This is a genomic window from Desulfomicrobium apsheronum, from assembly GCF_900114115.1.
Lineage (GTDB): Bacteria > Desulfobacterota > Desulfovibrionia > Desulfovibrionales > Desulfomicrobiaceae > Desulfomicrobium > Desulfomicrobium apsheronum.
This window is the reverse complement of sequence record NZ_FORX01000010.1, coordinates 46,528-70,107: the sequence shown is the minus strand read 5'-3', so window position 1 is coordinate 70,107 and position 23,580 is coordinate 46,528. Positions and strand designations below refer to the sequence as shown.

Here is a 23,580-nt window from a genome sequence, read left to right as displayed (position 1 = left end):
ATGAGCGCGCACATGTCCCTCATGGACCGCATCATCCGCTTCTGCCTGGATCAGAAGCTCGTCGTCGTTCTTCTGGTCTGCATGGCGCTTGGTTGGGGCTTCATCGTCGCGCCCTTTGCCTGGCACGCGCCCGGCATCGAGCGGGACCCCGTGCCTGTGGACGCCATCCCGGACATCGGCGAGAACCAGCAGATCGTCTTCACCGCCTGGCCCGGCCGCTCTCCCCAGGACGTGCAGGACCAGGTCACCTATCCCCTGACCGTGTCCCTGCTGGGCATGCCCGGCGTGAAGACCGTGCGTTCCTACTCCATGCTCGGATTCTCGACCATCTACGTCATCTTCGACGAGGACGTCGAGTTCTACTGGTCCCGCACACGCCTGCTGGAGAAGATCAATTCCCTGCCCCCGTCAACATTGCCGTCCGACGTGCGCCCGACCCTGGGCCCCGACGCCACGGCCCTGGGCCAGGTCTTCTGGTACACCCTGGAGGGCCGCGACCCAGACGGCCGGCCGACGGGCGGCTGGGATCCCGACGAGATCCGCTCCGTGCAGGACTGGTACGTGCGCTACGCCCTGACCTCGGCCGAGGGGGTGAGCGAGGTGGCCGGTGTGGGCGGCTTCGTGCGCGAGTACCAGATCGAGATCGATCCCGACGCCATGCGCGCGGCGGGCGTCAGCCTGCCGGAGATCGTCACCGCCTTGAAGATGGCCAATATGGAGGTGGGCGCCGGGACCATGGAAGTCAACCGCGTGGAGTACGTCATCCGCGGCATCGGCTTCATCAAGAATCTCGAACAGGTGCGCACTTCGGTCATCAAGATGCGCGACTCCATCCCCATCACCGTGGACGACGTGGCCCACGTCAGCTTCGGTCCGGCGAACCGCCGGGGCCTGCTGGACAAGGGCGGAGTGGAGGTGGTCGGCGGCGTGGTCACCGTGCGCTACGGCGAAAACCCCCTGACGGCCATCGACGCGGTCAAGGCCGAGATCGCCCGCATCGCTCCCGGTTTGCCGGAGAAGACCCTGCCCGACGGCACGCGCTCCAAGCTGACCATTGTGCCCTTCTACGATCGCTCGGGCCTCATCCACGAGACCCTCAATACGCTCGGCTCGGCCCTCCAGCAGCAGATCCTGATCACCATCATCGTGGTCCTGGTGCTGGTCATGCACCTGCGCAGCTCCTTTCTCATCTCGGCGCTCTTGCCCATGGCCGTGATGATGTGCTTCATCGCCATGAAACAGTTCAGGGTGGATGCCAACATCGTGGCCCTGTCGGGCATCGCTATCGCCATCGGGACCATGGTCGACATGGGCATCATCATCTGCGAGAGCATCCTGCAGAAGATGGACTCCTCGCCAGAGGACACGCCCATGACCCGGGTGGTCTTCGAGGGGGCCTCCGAGGTCGGCAGCGCCGTGCTCACGGCCGTGAGCACGACCATCGTCGGCTTTCTGCCCGTCTTCTTCATGACCGGGGCCGAGGGCAAGCTGTTCGGCCCCCTGGCCTACACCAAGACCTTCGCCCTCATCGCCTCCATCATCGTGGCCCTGACCATCCTTCCGGCAGCGGCTGCGCTCATTTTCCGCCGCAGGAAGGTGCGGCCGTCCCTGTGGCTGGTGGTTGCGCTGGTGGCCGCGGGCCTTGTGGTAGCGGTCTGGAAGTCCGTCTGGATCGGTTCGGGCCTTGTCGTGGTCGGGATCTATCGCCTGGTTCACGACCGGCTGCCCGAGTTCTGGCAGGTTCGCCTGCGTTGGGGCGCGAGTCTTGGGCTGGCCTTGGCCGTGGCAGTGTTCCTGGCTCTGGACTGGCTGCCGTTGGGGCTGGAGAAGGGACGGACCGCCAACACCTTTTTCGTGCTCGGCCTCGTCGGTTTGCTGATGGGTTTTTTTCAGGCCTTTCGTTTTGCATACGGGCCGCTTCTGAAAATCTTTCTCCTGCATAAAGCCCTTTTTCTCGTCATTCCGGGCTGTCTGACCCTGTTTGGAGGAGTGGTCTGGCTCGGGGCCGCCCCCTTCCTGTCCGTCCTGCCCGAGGGGCTGCGCACGACGCGGCCAATGGTGGCTTTCGTCCACGCCTTCCCGGGCCTGGGCAAGGAGTTCATGCCGCCGCTGGACGAGGGTTCCTTCCTCTACATGCCGACCACCATGCCCCACGCCTCCCTGGGCGAGGTCAAGGACCTCCTGGCCCTGCAGGACATGTCCATCCAGGCCATCCCGGAAGTGGAGAGCGCCGTGGGCAAGCTCGGGCGCGCGGACTCGCCCCTGGACCCGGCGCCGGTGTCCATGGTCGAGACCGTCATCAACTATAAAAACGAATACCTGCTGGGCGCCGAGGGCAGACGCCTGCGCTTCCTCTGGCGCGAGGACGCCAAGGACTATTTCCGCGACGAGGGCGGCATCCCGGTACCCGCGGCCGACGGCATGCCGTATCTGGTGCGCGGTTGGTTCGAGCGAGACGAAGAGGGCCGCCTCATCCCCGACGCGGACGGCCAGCCCTTCCGGCTCTGGCGGCCCGCGCTGGACCCGGACCTGAACCGGGGGCGCGAGGCCTGGGGCGGAGTGAAATCCCCCGACGACATCTGGGACGAGATCGTGAGGGCCGCCGAAGTGCCCGGCATGACCTCGGCCCCGAAGCTGCAGCCCATCGCCGCGCGCATCGTCATGCTGCAGTCGGGCATGCGCGCGCCAATGGGGGTCAAGGTCAAGGGGCCGGACCTGGCGACCATCGAGTCCGTGGCCATGGAGGTGGAACGGCTGCTCAAGGAAGTGCCCATGGTCCAGCCGGCCGCGGTGGTGGCGGACCGCATCGTGTGCAAGCCGTACCTTGAGATCGTGCCGGACCGCGAGGCCATTTCGCGCTACGGCATCATGCTCGCAACGGTGCAGGAGATCATCCAGGCCTCCGTGGGCGGCATGGTGGCGACCACGACCATCGAAGGCCGCGAGGTGTATCCGATCCGGGTGCGCTACATGCGCGACCTGCGCGATTCCGTCGAAAGCCTGGAGCGCATCTCCGTCCCGGCCGCCGGCGGCAGGCAGATCCCGCTCGGGCAGCTGGCCGAGATCCGCTACGTGCGCGGCCCCCAGGCCATCAAGAGCGAGGACACGTTTTTGCTTGGCTACGTGCTCTTCGACAAGAAGCCGGGGTATGCGGAAGTGGATGTCGTGGAGTCGGCCAAGGCCTACCTCGAGCAGCAGCGCGCGGACGGCAAACTGGTCATCCCGGCCGGGGTGACCATTGAATTCGCGGGAAGCTACGAGAACCAGGTCCGGGCCCAGAAGAAGCTCATGGTCGTCCTGCCCGTGGCCCTCTTGCTGATCGTCATCATCCTCTATCTGCAGTTCGGGTCCATCGCGACCACTCTCATGGTCTTCTCGGGCATCTTCACGGCCTGGTCGGGAGGGTTTACCATGATCTGGCTGTACGGACAGGACTGGTTCCTGAATTTCCACCTGGCCGGGGTGGACATGCGCGAGCTTTTCCAGGTGCACCCCATCAACCTGAGCGTGGCCATCTGGGTGGGCTTTCTGGCCCTCTTCGGCATCGCCTCGGACGACGGCGTGCTCATGGCCACCTTCCTGGACGAGAGCAAGGCGCGCAAAAAGCCCGACTCCGTCGCCGCCATCCGGGTCATGGTCCTGGAAGGGGCGGGGCGGCGCATACGCCCGGCGGTCATGACCTCGGCCACGACCATCCTGGCCCTGGTGCCCATCCTGACCTCCTCGGGCCGTGGCTCGGACATCATGATCCCCATGGCCATCCCGTCTTTTGGAGGCATGGTCTTCGCGACGATCACGGTCTTCGTGGTGCCGGTGCTGTATTGCTGGGTGGAGGAAATCAGGTTCCGCTTTCGCAGGGATTGATGGGCTGGCAATCCCGAGGTGATCTGGCGGGATGAATCCCTTCATGGTCGAAAACGGCACTCTTCCATTTGGCTAGGGCCCTGTCATTGACGTGTAAAAGCCTGGAGTCCCTGCCTTGCGTCGATTGTCCATTGTCGAGCACAAGGGTCCTCACGCTTTGAGGAATTAACGGAATTTTTTTGGAAAGCAGGGAATCGGATGAAAATGGGTGTTTTTGCGGGTTGACAGAATGGATGTTTTCGGATGTGTAAATGGACATGATTACTGCCGACACCCTGAACATCACCCATGAACTCCTTGGGCTTATTGCAGAGATCGACGAATTCAAAGGCGCTTGGAAGGCCCTTGGTTCGCTAGCGCCGGAAAGGCTTCTCGCCTTGCGCTGGGTTGCGACCATTGAAAGCATAGGCTCTTCCACGCGCATCGAGGGCAGCAAGCTCTCCGACAGTGCGGTGGAAAAACTGCTGGCAAATCTTTCCATCCGCTCCTTTGCCACGCGCGATGAACAGGAAGTGGCGGGATATGCGGAGACAATGGAGCAAATTTTTCAGTCCTGGGAACACATTCCCCTGACTGAAAACTACATTCGCCAACTGCACCGGGACGTGCTGCGCCACAGCGATAAAGACGAACGCCATCGAGGCAATTACAAAACATCCCCGAACAACGTCGCCGCCTTTGATGAGAAGGGGCAACAAATAGGTATCGTTTTTGAAACAGCCGCTCCCTTTGATACTCCTCGCCTCATGCGTGATTTGGTCGAGTGGACAAATCACGCACTGGAAACCAAAAAGCTGCATCCTTTGTTGGTCATGGGTGTCTTTGCCGTAACTTTTCTGGCGATCCATCCATTTCAAGATGGTAATGGGCGCTTATCACGCATTCTGACCACGCTTCTTCTGCTACGCTGCGGTTATTCATACACGCCGTACAGTTCGCTTGAAAGCGTTATCGAGAACAGCAAGGAAGGCTATTACCTTGCCCTGCGTCAGACGCAAACAACCATTCGCACAGAGAACCCCAACTGGCAGCCCTGGATTCTGTTTTTTTTACGTGCCCTGCATCAACAAATGAAAAGGTTGGAAAAGAAGCTAGAGAAAGAGCATCTGCTGCTGGCCGCGTTGCCGGAACTTTCCCTGCGTATTTTGGAACACGCCCGCGAACATGGTCGGGTCACGCTGAAAGAAATGGTCATCCTGACAGGGGTCAGCCGGAACACCTTGAAAGATCATTTCCGCAAGCTGGTGCAGAACAGGCATCTTGTCATGCAGGGGCAAGGCCGGGGGGTGTGGTATAGGCTTGGCTGAAATAGCAGGGTTACACGATTTGAATGGACGGAAAGAAAAAGCCCCGTGCTTTCGCGCGGGGCCTAGGGGGTGTTTCCCGGAACCTCCGGGGGGCGGGAGCGTGTCCCGATTTTGTGCTGATGTGGCGTCCCCAAGGGGATTTGAACCCCTGTTATCGGCGTGAAAGGCCGGTGTCCTGGACCTAGCTAGACGATGGGGACGCATGGTGGCTGGGCGACTTAGATTCGAACTAAGATTGACGGAGTCAGAGTCCGCTGTCCTACCGTTGAACGATCGCCCAGCAGCGAAAAGTCTCATTAGGGAAAGAGGTCCGGGCTGTCAAGATCGGAAAAACGGCGACTCTTACCAGGAACCGCCCGGGGCAAGATTTGGGCTGTAAATGGTTTTGAGGACAAGGATGTCGGAGTCCGAAAAGATGCTGTTTTTTTCTTCCTGCGCCTGTCTGGAGTTGAGGACCGTGTCGACGGTTGCCTTCGGGTGGGTCATGATGCCCAGGGCGTGCATGAGTTCGTGGCGGACGATCCAGAGCTTCTGGCCGCCCGAGGTCTGAAAGTTCAGATGCAGGGCGATGTCCGCCTTTCTGATGACCCCGTTATTCGAGGCCAGTAGCGTGAAGCCCCGGATGAGATCTCCTATCTCCTGCCAGCCCGCCATGCCCTGGGCGCTTTTGCTCACTGTCGCCTGCCATTCTTCCTTTGAGTCGGTCAGAAAAAAACGGACGTTGGCCTGGTTCATGGAAGAGACCTGTTTGAAGGACAGCTGGGGGATGATGCGTCGCACTTCGTTCACGACGGTATCAATATAATATTGTCCTTCAAGGCGATCCTTGCCGCCGATCCAGAAGAGCACCGGTTCCTCAAAGCGCGTGATTTTGCCGCTTGGGATGTAGTCGCGCAGGACCGCGTCCGTGTCTGCCCGAACCTGCGTGGGCAGGAACAGCAGGGCAATGATGACAAGAAAGAGCGCGTGTCTGTTCATTCGTCCTCCGGGATTTCGAGGTCCGGGCGGAAATGCCTGACGTAGGCTCGGTAGCAGGACGTCACGGGCGAAGACGGGTCCATGCAGGGCAAAAGGTTGCCGAGGATGTCGGGTTTGGGGGGCTCGGGGCGGGGCGGAAATTTTGGGAGCAAGGATTGATCCAGGGCTGGTCGGCCGGCCATGAGCTCGATCTGCACCTTCTGAAAATAGGCGTTGCCCAGAAAGCCGTTGGCCTTGTCCAGGATATTTTGCGCGAAATAGGAAAATTCCTGCATGACCATGGAGTTGGTCGCGCCAAGAAGCATGGTGGTTTTACGGTGTCCCAGGGGGCGGATCATTTCGGCGATTTCCGCCCCGAGAATTTCGGGCCAGTGTCTCCACAACCGGGCAATGGCCAGCTCCAGGGCGGCCTCCGGCGTGCCGAGGACCGTGCCGAGCGCCTCGGACGCGGAGCGGACTTTCTTTTGTCTTTGATGCATCTTTATTAAGTAACCGTCTTGCCGGTGCCAGGCAAGACTGGTTCTTGACCTTTGCACGGCGGGCATGTAGGCGTGCCTATATCAGGATATCTTGATATATAAAAATAACCACATGCGCCACTCATGAAACTACTGACCCAGACCAAGGCCCTGGCCGATGAAACCAGGCTTCGCCTCATCGGCGTGCTCGCCGCCCACGAGCTCAACGTGGGTGAGATCGTGCAGGTTCTGGACATGGGCCAGTCGCGTATCTCGCGGCATCTGAAAATCCTCATGGACGCCGGGCTGGTGGCTTGCCAACGCCATGGCTTGTGGGCCTTCTACTCGTCTTCATCGGCCAACGGCTCTCGCGCATTGCTTGCGGCCGTGCTGGAAGGACTCAAGGATTTGCCCGAGCACCGTCAGGATTTGGACCGCGCCGCACAGGTCCTGAACGATCGCCGTCGCTCAACGACCCACTTTTTTGACGGCATCGCTTCGGACTGGAACCGCCTGAGCCGCGAAATGCTCGGCGATTTCGCGCTTGGGCCGGCCATCATGAAGCGCCTTGCCGCCGCCGAGACGCAGCGGGGTACTGTGGTCGATCTGGGGTGCGGCCCAGGCCTTCTGCTTGGGCATCTGGCCGGAGCAGCGGGATGCGTCATCGGCGTGGACAACTCTGCGCGCATGCTCGACGCGGCGGCCAAGCTCCTGCCCGAGGGGCTTGAGGTCAGCCTGCGCATCGGCGACCTCGAACATCTGCCCCTGCGCGACGGAGAAGCGGACGCGGCCATAATGTCGCTGGTGCTGCACCATCTGGCCGCGCCCCAGGACGGCATCGCCGAGATGGGCCGGGTGGTCCGCCCCGGAGGACAGGCGGTGCTGGTGGATTTTCTGCTGCACGACAACGAAACCCTGCGCACGCGCTACGGCGACCGCTGGCTCGGTTTTTCCCCGGACGACCTGCAGTCGTGGATGGAGAAGGCCGGGTTCCAGGAGCTGAGCTGCGAGCGACACCCCGTCAATCTGGGGCTGACCCTCATGGTCATCACCGCCCGCCGGGAAGAATTTTCAGTTTAACATCAGGTGGCCACGGCCACAGCCAAGGAAAGGAGATACCATGACGTTACCCATTGACCCAAAGCTTGATCACAAGGTCGCCGACATGAGTCTGGCCGATTGGGGATCCAAGGAAATGCAGCTGTCCGAACGCGAAATGCCCGGACTTATGGCGCTCATCGACAAGTACGGCAGCGAAAAGCCCCTGAAGGGCCTGCGCGTGACCGGCAGCCTGCACATGACCATCCAGACGGCCATGCTCATCAAGACCCTGCACGCTCTGGGAGCGGATGTGCGCTGGGCCTCCTGCAACATTTTTTCCACCCAGGACCATGCTGCGGCCGCCATTGTCGAGCAGGGCCTGGCCAAGGTTTTCGCCTGGAAGGGCGAGACCCTGGAAGATTACTGGTGGTGCACGGAGATGGCCCTGACCTGGCCCGACGGCACTGGTCCGGACCTCATCGTCGATGACGGCGGGGATGCGACCCTGCTCGTGCACGAAGGCGTGAAGGTCGAGAAGGATCCGTCCCTGCTCTCTCGGACCACGGACAACAAGGAATTCCGCTGCGTGCTCGACCGGCTCATCGTCAGCGCCAAGGCCGATCCCCAGAAGTGGACGAAGATCGCCGCCCGCATCCGTGGCGTGTCCGAGGAGACCACCACCGGCGTGCATCGCCTCTATCAGATGGCCAAGAACGGCGAGCTGCTTTTCCCGGTCTTCAACGTCAACGACTCCGTAACCAAGTCCAAGTTCGACAACCTCTACGGTTGCCGCGAATCCCTGGCCGACGGCATCAAGCGGGCCACGGACATCATGGTCGCGGGCAAGGTCGTGCTGGTCTGCGGCTACGGCGACGTAGGCAAGGGCTGCGCCCAGTCCATGCGCGGCTTCGGTGCGCGCGTGCTCATCACCGAGGTTGACCCCATCTGCGCGCTGCAGGCGGCCATGGAAGGCTACGAGGTCACGACCATGGTCAAGGGTTGCCAGGAAGCGGACATCTTCGTCACGGCCACCGGCAATTACCATGTCGTGCGCGGCGAGCACATGCTGACCATGAAGGACGAGGCCATCATCTGCAACATCGGCCACTTCGACAACGAGATCGACATGGGCTTCCTGGAAGATACCCCGGGCTGCACCAAGGTCACGGTCAAGCCGCAGGTGGACAAATGGACCCTGCCTTCCGGCAAGAGCCTCATCATCCTGGCCGAAGGCCGGCTGGTGAACCTGGGTTGCGCCACCGGCCACCCCAGCTTCGTCATGTCCAACTCCTTCACCAACCAGGTTCTGGCCCAGCTCGATCTGGCCAAGAACGATTATCCCCCGCAGGTCATGATTCTGCCCAAGATTCTGGACGAGGAAGTGGCCCGCCTGCATCTGGCGCGTCTGGGCGTGGAGCTTGAGACCCTGTCCACGGAGCAGGCCGATTACATCGGAGTGCCCGTGACCGGTCCGTACAAGCCCGATCATTACCGCTATTAACAACCTCCCCATGCAAGAAGGAGATTTTTCATGATTCTCAATGCCGATCATTATCTGTTTACGTCCGAGTCCGTGACCGAGGGACACCCCGATAAAATCGCGGACCAGATCTCCGACGCCGTGCTGGACTGCCTGCTGGCCCAGGATCCCCGCTCCCGCGTGGCCTGCGAGACCCTGGTCACCACCGGCATGGCCGTCATCGCCGGTGAGATCACGACCGAAGCCTATGCCGACCTGCCCGAGATTGTGCGCTCCACGGTGCGCGAGATCGGTTATGTCAGCTCCGACATGGGCTTTGACGCCAACACCTGCGCGGTGCTGTCCTCCATCGACAAGCAGTCCCCGGACATCGCCATGGGCGTTGACCGCGCCAAGCCCGAGGATCAGGGCGCCGGCGACCAGGGCATGATGTTCGGATACGCCACCACGGAGACGAGCGCGCTCATGCCCGCGCCCATCTACTACGCCCACGGCCTGAGTCGCCGTCTGGCGGAGGTGCGCAAGTCCGGCATCCTGAATTTCCTGCGTCCCGACGGCAAGACCCAGGTCTCCGTCGAGTACCGCAAGGGCAAGCCCGTGCGCATCGACAACGTGGTCGTCTCCTCCCAGCACACCCCCGAGGTGACCTACGAGGAAATCGTCGAGGGCATCAAGCGCGAGGTCATCGCCAAGGTCATGCCCGCGGACATGATGGACGCGAACACCCGCATCTACATCAACACCACGGGCCGTTTCGTGGCTGGTGGCCCCCTGGCCGACTGCGGCCTGACCGGACGCAAGATCATCAACGACACCTACGGCGGCATGGGCAACCACGGCGGCGGCGCCTTCTCGGGCAAGGATCCGTCCAAGGTCGACCGCTCCGGCGCCTACATGGCCCGTTACGTGGCCAAGAACATCGTGGCCGCGGGCCTGGCGGGCACCTGCGAAGTGCAGATCGCCTACGCCATCGGCGTGGCCGAGCCGGTTTCCGTGCTGGTCACCACCGGGGGCACGGGCGTCGTCCCGGATGAGGTCCTGACCAAGGCCGTGCGCACGGTCTTCGACCTGCGCCCCTACTACATCATCAAAAGACTCAACCTGATCCAGCCCATCTACAGGAAGAGCGCCTGCTACGGCCATTTCGGCCGCGAGGATTTCATCTTCCCCTGGGAAGTTACCGATGCCGTCGCGGACCTGAAGACCGCCGCCAAGGTTTAGACCGGGCCTGATTCATCATGCGGGGCGGAAGGGAACATCTCCTTTCCGCCCTTCTTTGTTTTCATGCGCTCTTGACCGAGCCTGCCGAGAGGGACAAGAAAAGCCATGTCCTCGTCCACAAAGAATCCCGCTACGCGCACGCCCACGGACGCCATCCTCGAGAGCATCTCCGACGGGGTGTTCACCGTCGATCTTGAGTGGCGCGTCACGTCCTTCAATCGCGCCGCCGAAGAGATCACCGGAGTGCCCCGCTCCGAGGCCATCGGACGCCTGTGCTCCGAGGTCTTCCGTTCCAGCCTGTGCGGCGACAACTGCCCCCTGCAGGATACGCTTGCGAGCGGCAGGCCGCGCATCGGCACCTGCGGATATATCATCACGGCGCAAGGGGAACGCATCCCCATCAGCGTGTCCACGGCGGTGTTCCGCGACGAGAACGGCCAGGTCATGGGCGGAGCCGAAACATTCCGCGATCTTTCGGAAATCGACGCATTGAAGCGCGAACTTGAAGGCCGCTACCATGTCGGCGAGCTCTTCAGCCGCAGTCCGCGCATGCACAAGCTCTTCTCCATGCTGCCGGCCATCGCCGCCAGCCCCAGCACGGTCCTGCTCACCGGGGAAACCGGCACCGGCAAGGAACTCTTCGCCCGCACCATCCATTCCCTGAGCGCTCATGCCGGTGGACCTTTCATCGCCGTCAACTGCGCGGCTCTGCCGGATACATTGCTTGAGTCCGAACTCTTCGGGGTCAAGGCCGGGGCTTACACCGGGGCAAACCGCGACCGGCTGGGCCGTTTTGCCCAGGCCCGGGGCGGGACGATTTTTCTGGATGAGATCGGGGAAATCAGTCCGGCCCTGCAGGTGCGGCTGTTGCGCGTATTGCAGGAGCGCACCTTCGAACCGCTGGGGTCCTCCAGGACCGAATCCACCGACGCCCGAGTCATTGTGGCCACCAATCGCAATCTGGCGGAGCTGATTCGGGCCGGTGATTTCCGCGAGGACCTCTATTACCGCATCAATGTCATCCGGCTGGAGTTGCCCCCTTTGCGTGAGCGCAAGGACGATCTGCCGCTGCTGGTGGAGCAGTTCATCCGCCGCCTGAACCGCATCCAGGGGCGCACGGTCACGGGCATCAGCACCGAGGCCCTGTCCCTGCTCATGGCGCATGACTGGCCGGGCAACATCCGGGAGCTTGAGAACTGCATCGAGAGGGCCTTTGTGCTTTGCGGCGAAGGGCGTATCGACATCGACCACCTGCCGGACGAATTGACCCTGCTGGCCCCTCGTGGACACTTCGGCGAGGGCCGCGCCATGCACGACATGCTCGACAGGCAGGCCATTCACGCGGCTCTGGAGCGCAACGACTTCAATCGCCTGGCAGCGGCACGCGAGCTGGGCATCCACAAAACCACGCTCTTTCGGCGCATGAAGCGCCTCGGCATGGCCTTGCCCGAACGCGACGGCCGATCCTCCCCGAAAGAGTAGCCATGGTGCTACTCATTTGTTCCCTTGTGGTGCGTTTGCGCCCCTCCATGTTTTTTCTTTTTCGCATGATATTCTTTATTATCAGTGTATTATCCGTTTTTCATATGCGTCCGTCCGGCGGCACGCCTCATGCTTCGCAAGAGGGAAAGAGGAGCCATAATGTCGCGCATTGCCTTGCATCAATGGCAGGATCGTATCGCGCCGGTCTTTGACGTCGGCGGGCGCATCCTTGTGTTGGCCGAAGGGGGCCGTAAGCGGGAAGAGCATGTCCTGTCGCGCGGCGAGCCTTTGCACAGGGCCGAGGACCTGCTTCGTCTGGATGTTGGGACGCTCATTTGCGGGGCCATTTCCAGGCCCATGCAAGAAGCCCTTGCGGCCGGAGGAATCAAGGTTGTCGGTTTCGTGACCGGTGATCTGGAACGGGTCATCACGGCCTGGGAGCGTGGCGATCTGGATGAAAGATTTGACATGCCCGGCTGCCGAGGCAGGGGCTTTGGACGTCAAAGGGGCATGCAGCAGTCACGCAGGGCAGATCCGGAACCATTCCCGGCAAGGCCGGGCTCGGGCCCTCGGAGCCCTGAGGGCTGGGCGGAGGGGGCGCCGGGCGGCGCGCGAATCCGCAACAGGCGAGGCAGGGATTTGCGTGGCGATCCGGAGAAGGATTCGGGCAAGGGCGGTTCGTCCGCCGTTTGAAAAAAATTGAACAACTAACCGCGTATCGTGGAGTAACTGAATGGAGAATATGGAAAACAGCGCCCCCAGGGCCAGTACGTGCGATTCATGCAAGGATTCCAGCTGCTCGGCGGCCAAGCGCGAGCTGGGTGAGAACGATCAGGATTTCGAGGACCGTCGGGCCCTGCAATCCCGGCTGTGCCATATCGGGCACAAGATCATGGTCATGTCCGGCAAGGGCGGCGTGGGCAAGAGCACCGTGGCCGTAAACCTGGCCATGGGACTCATGCTCGCGGGCAAGAAGGTCGGACTCCTCGATGTCGACATCCATGGCCCCAGCGTGCCGACCATGCTCGGCCTGGAAGGGGCGAACATCGAAGCCGGTCCCGACGGCCTCGTCCCGGTGGAGCTTGGGCACCTCAAGGTCATGTCCATGGGCTTTCTGTTGCGCAATCCCGACGACGCGGTCATCTGGCGCGGTCCGGTCAAGGGCAACGTCATCAAGCAATTTCTGAAGGACGTGGCCTGGGGCGATCTGGATTACCTGATCATCGACGCGCCTCCCGGCACCGGCGACGAGCCCCTGTCCATCTGTCAGCTCATCAACCCCATCGACGGAGCCGTGGTGGTGACCACGCCGCAGCGCGTGGCGGCCATGGACGTGCGCAAGTCCATCACTTTCTGCGCGCAGGTCGGCATGAAGGTGCTGGGCGTGGTCGAGAACATGAGCGGATTCGTGTGTCCCAAGTGCGGAGAATTGACCCATATCCTGCGTTCCGGCGGCGGACGGCTCATGGCCGAGGACATGGGCGTTCCCTTTCTCGGTTCCATCCCCATCGATCCGATGGTGGCCGAAGCCGGTGACATGGGGCAGGCGTTTGTCATGCACCATGCCGCAAGCCCGACGGCGGAACTCATGCGCAGTGTTGTCGCGCCGCTTTTGGAGCTGCCAACCGTCAAACAGGATGCCTGATCACGGAGATTCATCATGCACAAGACCGTGCTGACGGTGCTGGTCGACAATCAGGCCGGCTTCGGATGTCTGGCGGAGCATGGCTTCGCCTTGTGGATAGAGCATGGCGACGGGCACATCTTGCTCGACACCGGCCAGGGCACCGCCCTGGCCGAAAACGTCCATGCGCTTGGGATCGATCTGGGCCGCACCGACGCGCTGGTCCTGAGCCATGGCCATTACGATCATACCGGCGCGGTGCCCATGGTGCTCGGGGCCGCGCCGAAAGTGCGGGTGTACTGCCATTCGGGCGTGACCGAGCCCCGCTACAGCATCTCGGGCGGCGAGGTCCGGGATATCCGCATGCCCATGTTCTCGATGCGGGCCCTGGCAACTCTGCCCGTGGAGCGCATGTTCTGGAACGGCGGGGCGCAATTGCTCGGAGATGGGATCGGCCTGAGCGGTTTCATTCCGAGGTGGACGGATTTCGAGGACGCAGGGGGACCGTTCTATTTTGATCCCCATGGCCTGCGTTCCGACCCTGTCGACGACGACCAGGCCCTGTGGATCAGCACCGACAAGGGGCTGATCGTCTGCCTGGGCTGCTGTCACGCGGGCCTGATCAACACTCTCACCCATCTGCGGGAGATCACCGGCGAGAGCCGCATCCGCGCCGTGATCGGCGGTCTCCACCTGGGCTCGGCCAGCCGGGAGCGGCTGGAAATGACCGCGCAGGCCCTGCGTGACATGCAGCCCGAACTGCTGGTTCCGTGTCATTGCACAGGGGAGGGGGCTATCGCCTATCTGCGCGATCATCTGGACTGTCCCGTGCACACCGGCTACAGTGGATTCCGCTTGGACACGTCCGAGCCTTGACACACATGCGCCGCGGCTTTCCGGCCGTGGCGCCATCCAGCGGAGCAATGCATGACCTACACCATCCATCCCATCGTCATGGGCACCAAGGTCTTCGACAAAGGCATGATGACCTATCAGCACGATTACGGCACGCCCTACACCATCCCCATCTACTGCTGGTATCTGGAAGGCGGGGACAGGAAGATCCTGGTGGATACGGGGGAGATGCACCCGGTGATCTCAGAGGAGCGGGAAAAGGCCATCGGCGGGAAGATCCATACCTTCGACGAGGGGCTGGCCCGTTACGGCCTGACGCCCGAGGACATCGACATCGTTCTGCACACCCACCTGCATAACGATCACTGCGAGAACGACGCACGATGCGTGAACGCGAAGATCTACGTCCACGAAAAGGAGCTTGCGCGCATCCACGACCCGCACCCTCTCGATTTCCGTTATCTGGAGGACTACATCGAGGAGGCGGAGGAGAACGGTCAGATCGTGGCTCTGACGGGCGACACGGAGATCGTGCCCGGTATCACCATGATTCACACCCCGGCCCACACCGAAGGCGGCATGTCCGTGCGCGTGGAGACGGACAAGGGCAGCGTCCTCATCTGCGGATTCTGCACCATTCTGGAAAATCTTTATCCCCCCAAGGCGGTCACGGCCATGGAGATGGAGGTCATCCCCCCCGGCACCCACGTCAATGCCTACGAAGCCTACGAAACCCTGGTTCGGGCCAAGACCCTGGCCGACCACATCCTGCCCCTGCACGAACCGAAATGGGCCGGGATGGAGCGCGTGCCGGAATAATGCTGATCATCAAGTGCGCCGCGTGCCGCAAGAAATTGTGGCGCTATCGCAAGCTGGGACCGGGCGAGGTGTTGCGCTGCCACCGGGAGCGGATCGAGAAGGTCTGGATTCTGGAGGAGCGGGACGGCAAGGTCTGGTGTCAGTGCGGCAAGGCAGTGGGTATCGACAAGGGTTCGTTCATCAAGATGAACAGGAATGCGTTCACGTATTCGGGGACCAAGATCGATATTTAGGCTGATGGAAGAGACTGTGGCTGGAAAATGGTCATAGAGAGGAAGCGTGTCGGGGGCTTTTTTGATCGAAACGCGAGGGAAATAAAGTGGTTGGGCGCACTGCTGCCAAGTCATTCCCGCGCAGGCGGGAATCCATGATTTTCAACTTCTTGAAATGACTTGTCCGCCGAAGGGATCTTGTTTCTTCGTGTTTCTTCGTGCGGCCGCGATCCGGTGCGTTTCGGGTCGGGACCGCCGAAACTCCTTCTCCGGCCTCGTAATGCTTCCCCGCTGCGTGCGGGGAACTTTGTTTTGCGCTTTGGGCGGTGGAGCAGCGGGGAAGCAAACGATGCCTGGATCAGTCAGACAGTCGACGGCCCCGCCCCGAAACACCCCGGCCCGCTGGTAACGCGAGTTGCGCGGGTCGTCTTTTCGGGTGAAATGCTAGGGAAATAATGTGGCGGGCGCACTGCTGCCAAGTCATTCCCGCGCAGGCGGGAATCCATGATTTTCAACTTTCTTCGTGCGGCGGCGATCCGGTTTCCGGGTCGCCGCATTTTGTTTCGCGAGGGTTTCAGATGCCTGAAACGATGAAATCCAGGGCGGCGATGATGTCTGATCGATAGCGGCCAAGATCGCAGACCACCTTGCCGAGGGTTTTTCTGTCCACACCGGCCAGTTGCTGCGTGAGTGCGACGAACGATTCGCCGTCGATGTCCAGCACCGGGCAAAGCCTGGAGATGGCGGCCTTGCCGGCAAGACGGAGCGGAGACAGGGGGATGACGACAGTTGTGCGCAGGTCGTCCAGAAGATCGGACTGGATGTCCAGCAGGTACGGGTAGGTCGCGCGAGTGGAACGGTTCGGATTTGCATAGACCGCGAATTGCGCCATCTAAAAACTCCGCATGCCGTCACCGGCGACACCGGCATCTTCGACCAACTGGTTGTATGCTTCGATGGCCGAGCGGTTTTCCTCTTTCCACAATTTACGCTGACGGGTCGCGACGATATCGGCCAGGGCGGTTTCAAGCGTCGCGGACACATTGATTTTCAAGGCTTTGGCCTTGGCTAGCAGATCGCTGTTGATGCTGACGTTGGTCGGTTTCTTGGGTGCCTGAGTGTTATATGCGAGATTCATGCGCATCTCTCCTGTGTGAAGTATGTGAATAAAATATGCGCATATGGATCGAAGAGCAAGGGCGAGGAGAGGAAGAGAAATATTGTGGCTGGGCGCACTGCTGCCAAGTCATTCCCGCGCAGGCGGGAATCCATGCCTTTCATCCCGTCTAGCGCGCTTCGGGGGTGAAGCGGATGCGGGTGATGCGGCGTCTTTCGACGCGTTCGACTTTGAACTCGCCGTCCTTGACGGGCACGATGTCTCCCGGTTCAAGGACCCGTCCGGCCTGGGCCAGGAGGAATCCGGCCACGGTGGTGTAGGCCTCGTCCTCGGGCAACCCGAGTCCGAGTTTGCGGTTGGCGTCGCGCACGGCGAGCATTCCGTCGAGGATGAACGCCGCGCCGTCGCGTACGATCTGTGAGCGCACTTCTTCATCGTACTCGTCGTTGATCTCCCCGACGATTTCTTCCAGCACATCTTCCAGGGTGACCAGGCCTTCGAGTCCGCCGTATTCGTCCATGACGAAGATCAGGTGGGTGCGTGTGGCCTGCATCTGCTTTAAGAGGCTGCCCAGGCGTTTGCCCGAGGGCACGAAAGCGGGCGGATGCAGCAGGGCGGTCATGGAGAAGACCAGTCCCGGCTCGCGGGACATGAACGGTTCCATGTCCTGACGGAAGAGCACGCCGACGACATCGTCCAGGTCCTCGCCGTAGACGGGCAGGCGGGAGTAGCCATGAATGCGGAAAGCCTCGAGGACCTCGTCCAGGGTGGAGGTGACGGGCAGGGCCGCGATCTCCGAGCGCGGGATCATGGCTTCGCATGCCTCGGTGGTGTTGAAGTCGAAGGCGCGGCGGATGAGGCGGCGTTTTTCCTCCTCTATCTGTCCGCTGGAGTAACTGGCGTCGATGAGCATGCGCAGCTCGTCCTCGGTGTAGACGGAGCCGTGGTGCGGGGTGGGGGTGAAGCCGAGCAGGCGCACCGTGCGTGTGCCGGACCAGTCGAGCAGGCGGATGGGCCAGTAGAAGATGCGGTAGAAGATTTCCATGGGCAGCGCGATGGCCAGGGCGGTTTTCTCGGCCCGCTCCAGGGCGATGGTCTTGGGCGCGAGCTCTCCGAGCACGATGTGCAGGAAGGTGATCAGGCTGAAGGCGATGGCGAATGAGATGGAGTGCAACACGGCTGGGGGGACCCGCCCTTCGAGCAGTGGGTGCAGCAGCTCGGCGATGGCGGGTTCGCCGATCCAGCCCAGGGCAAGGGAGGACAGGGTGATGCCAAGCTGGGTGGCGGAGATGTAGGCGTTCAGGTGATCGATGAGGCGCAACAGCAGTTTGGCTTTTCTGTTTCCGCTGTCCGCAAGGGTTGCGATACGTGAACGACGCACTCCCACGAGGGCGAATTCCGAAGCCACGAAAAAGCCGTTGGCCAGAACCAGCAGGACGACCAGCAGCAGAAATGCTAAAGAGCGGAGCATGAAGAAATCCTTGATGAAAACGGACTGTTTGAACTTTGGCCTGCGTGGTGGGAGCCCTCGCGGCGTTCTCATTCATCTGTAACCATGATCGCCCGTCAGGGTAAAGACGCAAATGGCGTTGTCGCCGAAATTTCGCGATTGCCGGATCAGTCGTCGATTTCGATCAACCCGAGGCGCGCGGCGTGGCGTACGAAGGCCACGGGGCTTTTTATGCCGAGCTTGGTCATGATGGCGTAGCGGTGGTTGAGGATGGTCTTGCGGGACACGAAGAGCTTGGCCGCGATCTCCTCCGGGGTCAGTCCTTCGGCCAGAAGGCGCATGACCTGCTGTTCGCGCAGCGAGAGACTGCCATAGGACGCGTCCAGGGTCTTGGCCTTGCGGCCGGAGATGTCGCTCAGACGGCGCAGCACCGAGGGCGAGAGGGAGCCGTCGAGGTATTGACCGCCGGAGAGGACGGTGCCGATGGCTTGCAGGATTCCTTCGCCCCCTGATTCCTTGGACATGTAGCCGCTGGCTCCGGCCTGAAAGGCGGCGGCGATGAAATCGAGCTTGGCGTGCATGCTGACGATGAGCACGGGCAGGTCCGGCTGCGAGGCGCGGAGTTCGCGGGTGAGTTCGATGCCGCTGCCGTCGGGCAGGGAGATGTCGATGACCGCCAGGTCCGGGGCCAGGGTTTGGGTCAGGCGCAGCCCTTCGGCGCAGGTTCCGGCCTCGCCGACGACGCAGAGGTCGGGTCTGGTGCCGAGGCGGGCCTTCAGACCGTCACGGTAGAGCGGGTGATCGTCGATGATGAGGATGCGTTTAGGCGTGCTCATTGCTGCTCCTGTTGAGCGGGGTTTCGATGCGGATGTGCAGGCCTTGTCCGGGTTTGGAACGAAAGCTGATCTTGCCGCCCAGGAGCTTGACCCGCTCGCGCATGCTCCACAGGCCCATGCGTTTGGTGCGACCGGCCTGGGACAGGCAGCGGTCCATGTCGGCTCCGCAGCCGTCGTCTTCGATGCGCACCAGCAGATTCGGGTAGGAGCCGAGCAGGCGGATGGTCACGCGGCTGGCCTTGGCGTGTTTGCGCACATTGTTCAGGGCTTCCTGGATGAGGCGGTAGATGTTGATCTGGGTGTCGAAGTCGAAGGCGACTCCGCCAAGTCCGTCGGCAAAGACATCGACGGCGATGCCGTGGCGCAGGGAGAAGTCCTCGCAGTGCGCGAGCACGGTCTCGACCAGCCCAAGCTCGGTCAGCCCCGGCGGGAGCAGGCCGTAAGCCAGGTCCCGGATGGAGCGGATGGCCGTGCCGATTCTTTCGGCGATGACTCCGGTCTGGGCGCGCCAAGGGCCCCCTTCAGGCAGGCTGCCCCCGATGCGCTCCAGGTCGGCCCGGGCCAGGGAGAGATCCTGGGCCAGGTGATCGTGCAGTTCGCGGGCGATGCGCTGGCGTTCATTTTCCTGGGCCATGATCAGTTCCTGGGACAGGGCGCGCATCTGCTCCTCTGCCCGGCGCTGGGCCACGATGCGGCCGACCTGATCGGCCACGGCGTCGATGAGGCTGCGCTCCTCCCGCAGAAACGGGCCTTCATCGCTGTCCGGGCGCTCCTCCAGGTAGCAGACCTCGACCGCGCCGCATTCCTCTGCCTCGATGATGACGGGGCTGGACTGGCACCAGCGGGTGCGCACGAAGTTGCCGGAGTTGTGGCGCGTGTCGCCGAGGCGGATGGAGGCGCAGGCGATGTCGGGATATTGCCAGGAAGCGCGGATCAGGTCGGCGATGCCGGTCAGGAGTTCGCCTAGTGGTTGTTCACGGTTTTGGGCCAGCCGACTGATGCCGTAGAGGCAGTTGAGCTCTTTTATGCGCTCAAGCAGGTCGTGCTGGGTCTTGCGGCTCTGGGCCACAAACATCCTCCACTCCTCGCTTGAGGCTGGAAAACTGTCGGTACTGTCGGGGTGGATGGTCATGGGCGTTTCTCCTGGGCAACGGGCGCGTTGGCCGTGTAGCACAGGACGGGGCAGGGTGCCAGGGGCGGAACCGGCATGCGGCCGGTCCGCCCCTGGGGATTCATGAGGATCAGGCCAGGATCTTGCGTGCGATTTCGTCCTGCACGTCGGTAATGAACCGGATGCCGGTCTCGTGCGCGGTTTCGCGGTTGGCGGAGACGATGTCCCCACGGGTGATCTCGGTGACCGAGAACTTGCGTGCGCCGGCCAGGAGCTGCTGCAGGCCGGCGCCGAGCTTGTCGGCCAGGGTCCAGGCGGCGATGGCGCCGTAGGGCACGGTCTTCATCTCGTCGGCTCCGATTTTGGCCTTCAGGGACTCGTAGCCGGCAAAGATCTGCTCGGGGCTTTCGCCGATGTCCCTGACGGTCTTGGGCAGACTGTCCCAGTTGCCGGCGACTTTTTCCTTGCGCTCGGGGTTCAGCGCACCTTCGATGTTGGAGCCCAGGAAACCGGGGATCATGAGGGTGCGGCCCATGCAGATCAGTTTGACGAAGGGAGCGCCCAGCGCCAGGGCCTTGAAGATGTGGTCCTCGCGGGCCAGGCCGCCGGCAAAGGACATGTCCACGACCTTCTTGCCCTGGGAGGCCAGGATGTTGCCGTATTCTATGGCCTTGGAGTGCAGCAGGATGGACGGCACGCCCCAGGTCTCCATCATGTTCCAGGGGCTCATGCCCGTGCCGCCGCCGGAGCCGTCGATGGTCAGCAGGTCGAGATTGGCGTCGGTGGCATACTTGATGGCCATGGCCAGGGCTTCCATGCCGTAGGAGCCGGTCTTGAGCGAAATCTTGGTGTAGCCGAGCCCGCGCAGGTAGGCCACGGTTTCCATGAAGTTCTGGTGCACGGCGTCGGAGGACGGCAGGTCGGTGTAGCCCAGACGGCTGTGACGGGCGAAGCCCTTGATGGCTCCGGCCTTGAAGGCGTCCTGCACTTCGGGGAGTTCCGGATCCGGATCGAGCAGGTAGCCGCGTTTCTTCAGGAACAGGGCGTAGTCAAGGCTCGTGACTTCGATCTCGCCGCCGATGTTCTTGGCGCCCTGGCCCCATTTGAGTTCGATGCAGACCTTGTTGCCGTACTTTTCGATGACGTATTCGGCCACGCCGTTGCGTGCGTCCTCGACGTTGAGCTGCACGATCATGGTGCCGTAGCCGTCGGAATAGCGGTTGTAGATCTCGATGCGGCGGTCCAGTTCGGGGGATTTCTCGATGCGGCCGCCGGACATGCTGGAGGCGCGGTCCACGCCGACGACGTTTTCACCGACCACGATCGGGATGCCGATCAGCGCGCAACCGGCGGCAAAGGAGTCCCAGTATTTGGCGGCGATGAACGTGGAACCCAGGGCGCCGGTCATGAGCGGCATGCGCACCTTGGTCTTTTCCGTAGCGCCGAAGGACGTTTCCAGGGAGACGTTGGTGAAGAGACAGTCATCGGGATTGGTGGTGCGCCCGGCGGCGACGCCCTGGGCGCCGTAGCTGAAGCCCTGGATGCGCAGAGAATTGTAGCTCACGCCGACATGACAGGTGTTCGCGCTGCCGGCGGTGACGGATCCGAAATCCCGGGGATAGAGCATGTGCCTGCCCTTGAGGCAGGACATCCAAGTTTCGCACTTTCCGGCACAGTCCGAGCGGCATAACGTGCACAGGCCGGATTCGGCCGGGTTACCGCGATTGGTGGTGCCGAGAACATCGTTGCTTTTGGGCCATTGGATCATCGTTTTCGTCTCCCGTATGCAAATTTGAGTATTGTGTTTCTCCAAAACGCACGTCGCCACCAGAGAACCGGGTAGGGAATCCGTGGTGGCGCTACGCATCGGCACGCGTTTCGAGCAGGCGGTCAATGGTGGAGCATGGAGAAATTCAATAGATTATCTATGTTTGGAGCGCGGTCGTGTCGATAGGATCGCATCCCATTTTCCTGGTCATTTTGGGATGATGAACTGGGTATTATTCCCGGTTTTTGGGAGAAATTCCCAAAGGTCGAGGCCCTGAAGCGCATCAACCCGGGGCAGCGCGGGCGGGGGGCTGTGGTCTGGTTCGAAATCAGGGGGTGAAGGCTGGGGCTTCTGGGAAAGAAAGTTCAGTGATTTTAAATCAAAAAGCGGGCATGGTGATTGTTTCAGCCATGCCTGTCCTGCTTGGCAATCTTTGTCCATGGGCGTAAAAAAACCCTCATAATGAGGGTTTCTTGCATTTATGCCGGGGTCTTGACGGCCTTCTTGCGCTTTTCCCAGAGCTTCATGCCCTGCATGGTCTTGCGGCGGTCGCGAGCCAGGGACTTGGCGACCAGCGAGGTGCCCTTCTTGTAGCCGTACTTTTCACGGTACTCTTCGGGGGTCAGACCGTGGGTGGCCAGGTGGCGCTTGGTCAGAACCTTGAAGGACTTGCCGCATTCGCAGCAGATGACGCTCTTTTCACGGATTGCGTTCTTGGGATCCACGGCGGGCTCGGTGTCGACAACGGGGACAACGCCTTCGGCGACGCCACGAATGCTCTGCGTCAGGGCGCGGATCATCGAGGTGATTTCGTCTTCGTTCATGTTGCGGACAGAAGCCTGGGCCTTCACGATTTCGATTGCTTGCTTCAGATAATCTTCCATGTTTACTCCATAGCTATAATAGGGTCATTGATAACGCTGTAATCCGTCAGACAAAGTAGCTTACTTCATAGTAGAGAATGATGGAATGTCAAATGCTTTGTTGACAATCTGTTATGTCTGTTCCTGATTGCCGGGAGGATCATTGTGAACGTGTCTGAATCCTTTGAGGAAATATGTGGGTTTTCGGGGTCTCGATTTTCTTGCCAGGGAAATACATCTGTCTGGGAAGCTTGACGACGATGGGGATTTGAGGTCAGCATGCGTGCATGTTGTGAGAGAAGGCGAGACCAAAAGGAGGATCAATGCCATCTTTTGATATTGTGAATGAAATCGATTTGCAGGAAGTTGATAATGCGGTGAACAATGTGCGTAAGGAAGTCGAGACCCGGTACGACTTCAAGGGCGTGATCACGGAAATGGAGTTCAATCGCAAGACGAAAACCCTCTCTCTGGTAACCGGAGACGAGATGAAGATACGGGCCATACGGGAGATGCTCATCTCGCATTTCGTGCGCCGCAAGGTCGACCCCAAGGCCCTGGAGTTCGGGGAGTCTGAAAACACCTCCCGTGGTCAGCTCAAGCAGGAAATCAAGCTGCACGATGGCATAGACAAGGATGCCGCCCGCAAGCTGGTCAAGCTGATCAAGGACAGCAAGCTCAAGGTCCAGGCCGCCATCCAGGACGAACAGGTGCGGGTCTCCGGCAAGAAGATCGACGATCTGCAGGAGGTCATGGCGCTCTTGAGAGGATCCGAGTTCGAGTTGCCCTTGCAGTTCGTGAACATGAAAAAATAACCGGAGGCGCGCATGCACGCATTCATCATGGGGATTTGGGCCTGGATCATGTCCAATCCGCTGATCGGGTTGGGAGTGGGCGCGGTCGTCGTGTTCCTGTTCTGGAAACAGCCCCGGCAGACCGTGAAGCTTGTGATTGCGTTGCTTGTGCTTGTGGCCCTTGGCTACCTTGTATCCGGGATCATCGACTTCGCCATGGACAGCGCCATCGTGAAGGAGCGGATGATAGAGAAGAATGAATAGTGAATGGTGATTGGTGAATGGTGAATGGAAGGCAGT

23 protein-coding genes and 2 tRNA genes are annotated in these 23,580 nt (G+C 61.3%); 13 read left to right on the top strand and 12 right to left on the bottom strand.

From position 1 onward, the window contains the following. Both BMZ40_RS10825 and BMZ40_RS10820 read left to right on the top strand, forming a co-directional pair. Positions 1 to 3,864, top strand: coding sequence for an efflux RND transporter permease subunit (locus BMZ40_RS10825; protein WP_092375285.1), 3,864 nt, complete (start codon positions 1 to 3; stop codon positions 3,862 to 3,864). Between the two features lie 251 nt (positions 3,865 to 4,115). Next, on the top strand, positions 4,116 to 5,171 hold the full coding sequence (locus tag BMZ40_RS10820; protein WP_245751091.1) for a Fic family protein: 1,056 nt from the start codon (positions 4,116 to 4,118) through the stop codon (positions 5,169 to 5,171). Between the two features lie 122 nt (positions 5,172 to 5,293). On the opposite strand, the gene BMZ40_RS10815 is transcribed toward BMZ40_RS10820, so the two are convergent. The 4 genes from BMZ40_RS10815 to BMZ40_RS10800 all read right to left on the bottom strand — a co-directional run bounded on the left by BMZ40_RS10815 (position 5,294) and on the right by BMZ40_RS10800 (position 6,628). Continuing rightward, a tRNA-Glu gene (locus tag BMZ40_RS10815) sits at positions 5,294 to 5,371 on the bottom strand. Positions 5,372 to 5,377: 6 nt separating this feature from the next. Beyond that, a tRNA-Gln gene (locus BMZ40_RS10810) sits at positions 5,378 to 5,451 on the bottom strand. A 62-nt stretch (positions 5,452 to 5,513) separates the two neighbouring features. Next, a complete protein-coding gene (locus BMZ40_RS10805; RefSeq protein WP_092375281.1) occupies positions 5,514 to 6,149 on the bottom strand; it encodes a DUF2927 domain-containing protein in 636 nt (211 codons plus the stop codon). Beyond that, positions 6,146 to 6,628: a DciA family protein gene (locus tag BMZ40_RS10800; protein WP_177193117.1), complete on the bottom strand. Its 483-nt coding sequence runs from the start codon at positions 6,626 to 6,628 to the stop codon at positions 6,146 to 6,148. Before BMZ40_RS10800 ends, BMZ40_RS10805 begins: the two co-directional genes overlap by 4 nt. Positions 6,629 to 6,751: 123 nt before the next feature. On the opposite strand from BMZ40_RS10800, the gene BMZ40_RS10795 reads away from it, so the two are divergent. The 9 genes from BMZ40_RS10795 (at position 6,752) to BMZ40_RS10755 (ending at position 15,362) form a co-directional block, all read left to right on the top strand. Continuing rightward, positions 6,752 to 7,687 carry an ArsR/SmtB family transcription factor gene (locus tag BMZ40_RS10795; RefSeq protein WP_092375275.1) on the top strand — a complete coding sequence of 312 codons (936 nt, stop codon included), beginning with the start codon at positions 6,752 to 6,754 and terminating at the stop codon, positions 7,685 to 7,687. Between the two features lie 40 nt (positions 7,688 to 7,727). Next, on the top strand, positions 7,728 to 9,149 hold the full coding sequence (gene ahcY, locus BMZ40_RS10790; protein ID WP_092375272.1) for an adenosylhomocysteinase: 1,422 nt from the start codon (positions 7,728 to 7,730) through the stop codon (positions 9,147 to 9,149). Positions 9,150 to 9,179: 30 nt separating this feature from the next. Then, positions 9,180 to 10,349: a methionine adenosyltransferase gene (metK, locus tag BMZ40_RS10785; protein ID WP_092375269.1), complete on the top strand. Its 1,170-nt coding sequence runs from the start codon at positions 9,180 to 9,182 to the stop codon at positions 10,347 to 10,349. A gap of 105 nt (positions 10,350 to 10,454) precedes the next feature. Continuing rightward, positions 10,455 to 11,831: a sigma-54 interaction domain-containing protein gene (locus BMZ40_RS10780; RefSeq protein ID WP_092375267.1), complete on the top strand. Its 1,377-nt coding sequence runs from the start codon at positions 10,455 to 10,457 to the stop codon at positions 11,829 to 11,831. Between the two features lie 159 nt (positions 11,832 to 11,990). Further along, positions 11,991 to 12,524, top strand: a complete 534-nt coding sequence (locus BMZ40_RS10775; protein ID WP_092375264.1) for a NifB/NifX family molybdenum-iron cluster-binding protein — start codon at positions 11,991 to 11,993, stop codon at positions 12,522 to 12,524. A 40-nt stretch (positions 12,525 to 12,564) separates the two neighbouring features. Beyond that, complete coding sequence (locus BMZ40_RS10770) at positions 12,565 to 13,476, top strand: Mrp/NBP35 family ATP-binding protein (RefSeq protein ID WP_092375261.1); 912 nt, start codon at positions 12,565 to 12,567, stop codon at positions 13,474 to 13,476. Between the two features lie 15 nt (positions 13,477 to 13,491). After that, positions 13,492 to 14,331: an MBL fold metallo-hydrolase gene (locus BMZ40_RS10765; protein WP_092375258.1), complete on the top strand. Its 840-nt coding sequence runs from the start codon at positions 13,492 to 13,494 to the stop codon at positions 14,329 to 14,331. Between the two features lie 51 nt (positions 14,332 to 14,382). Then, complete coding sequence (locus BMZ40_RS10760) at positions 14,383 to 15,129, top strand: N-acyl homoserine lactonase family protein (protein ID WP_092375255.1); 747 nt, start codon at positions 14,383 to 14,385, stop codon at positions 15,127 to 15,129. Further along, the gene (locus tag BMZ40_RS10755) at positions 15,129 to 15,362 is read left to right on the top strand and encodes a hypothetical protein (RefSeq protein ID WP_092188945.1); all 234 of its coding nucleotides are present in this window, start codon (positions 15,129 to 15,131) and stop codon (positions 15,360 to 15,362) included. Before BMZ40_RS10760 ends, BMZ40_RS10755 begins: the two co-directional genes overlap by 1 nt. Positions 15,363 to 15,915: 553 nt before the next feature. On the opposite strand, the gene BMZ40_RS10750 is transcribed toward BMZ40_RS10755, so the two are convergent. From BMZ40_RS10750 to BMZ40_RS10720, 8 genes are all read right to left on the bottom strand, one after another. Next, positions 15,916 to 16,233, bottom strand: a complete 318-nt coding sequence (locus BMZ40_RS10750; protein ID WP_092375252.1) for a CcdB family protein — start codon at positions 16,231 to 16,233, stop codon at positions 15,916 to 15,918. Then, entirely contained in the window at positions 16,234 to 16,479 is a 246-nt protein-coding gene (locus tag BMZ40_RS10745) for a type II toxin-antitoxin system CcdA family antitoxin (RefSeq protein ID WP_092375250.1), read from the bottom strand. A 148-nt stretch (positions 16,480 to 16,627) separates the two neighbouring features. After that, positions 16,628 to 17,929, bottom strand: coding sequence for a hemolysin family protein (locus BMZ40_RS10740; protein WP_177193116.1), 1,302 nt, complete (start codon positions 17,927 to 17,929; stop codon positions 16,628 to 16,630). A gap of 146 nt (positions 17,930 to 18,075) precedes the next feature. Further along, positions 18,076 to 18,744 carry a response regulator transcription factor gene (locus BMZ40_RS10735; RefSeq protein ID WP_092375244.1) on the bottom strand — a complete coding sequence of 223 codons (669 nt, stop codon included), beginning with the start codon at positions 18,742 to 18,744 and terminating at the stop codon, positions 18,076 to 18,078. Next, positions 18,731 to 19,876 carry a sensor histidine kinase gene (locus BMZ40_RS10730; RefSeq protein ID WP_092375240.1) on the bottom strand — a complete coding sequence of 382 codons (1,146 nt, stop codon included), beginning with the start codon at positions 19,874 to 19,876 and terminating at the stop codon, positions 18,731 to 18,733. The genes BMZ40_RS10735 and BMZ40_RS10730 overlap by 14 nt, the downstream gene beginning before the upstream one ends. Before the next feature lie 109 nt (positions 19,877 to 19,985). Continuing rightward, positions 19,986 to 21,623 (bottom strand): glutamate synthase-related protein, encoded by a 1,638-nt coding sequence (locus tag BMZ40_RS10725; protein ID WP_092375237.1) that lies wholly within the window; start codon positions 21,621 to 21,623, stop codon positions 19,986 to 19,988. A 207-nt stretch (positions 21,624 to 21,830) separates the two neighbouring features. Beyond that, entirely contained in the window at positions 21,831 to 22,064 is a 234-nt protein-coding gene (locus tag BMZ40_RS19200; RefSeq protein WP_143075598.1) for a hypothetical protein, read from the bottom strand. Positions 22,065 to 22,102: 38 nt separating this feature from the next. After that, the gene (locus BMZ40_RS10720; protein WP_092188915.1) at positions 22,103 to 22,507 is read right to left on the bottom strand and encodes a Ros/MucR family transcriptional regulator; all 405 of its coding nucleotides are present in this window, start codon (positions 22,505 to 22,507) and stop codon (positions 22,103 to 22,105) included. A gap of 302 nt (positions 22,508 to 22,809) precedes the next feature. Here BMZ40_RS10720 and BMZ40_RS10715 point away from each other — a divergent pair, with 302 nt between their 5' ends. Together BMZ40_RS10715 and BMZ40_RS10710 are read left to right on the top strand one after the other, a co-directional pair. Continuing rightward, positions 22,810 to 23,301: a YajQ family cyclic di-GMP-binding protein gene (locus BMZ40_RS10715; protein WP_092375234.1), complete on the top strand. Its 492-nt coding sequence runs from the start codon at positions 22,810 to 22,812 to the stop codon at positions 23,299 to 23,301. Between the two features lie 12 nt (positions 23,302 to 23,313). After that, on the top strand, positions 23,314 to 23,544 hold the full coding sequence (locus tag BMZ40_RS10710) for a hypothetical protein (RefSeq protein ID WP_092375231.1): 231 nt from the start codon (positions 23,314 to 23,316) through the stop codon (positions 23,542 to 23,544). Positions 23,545 to 23,580 lie beyond the last annotated feature (36 nt).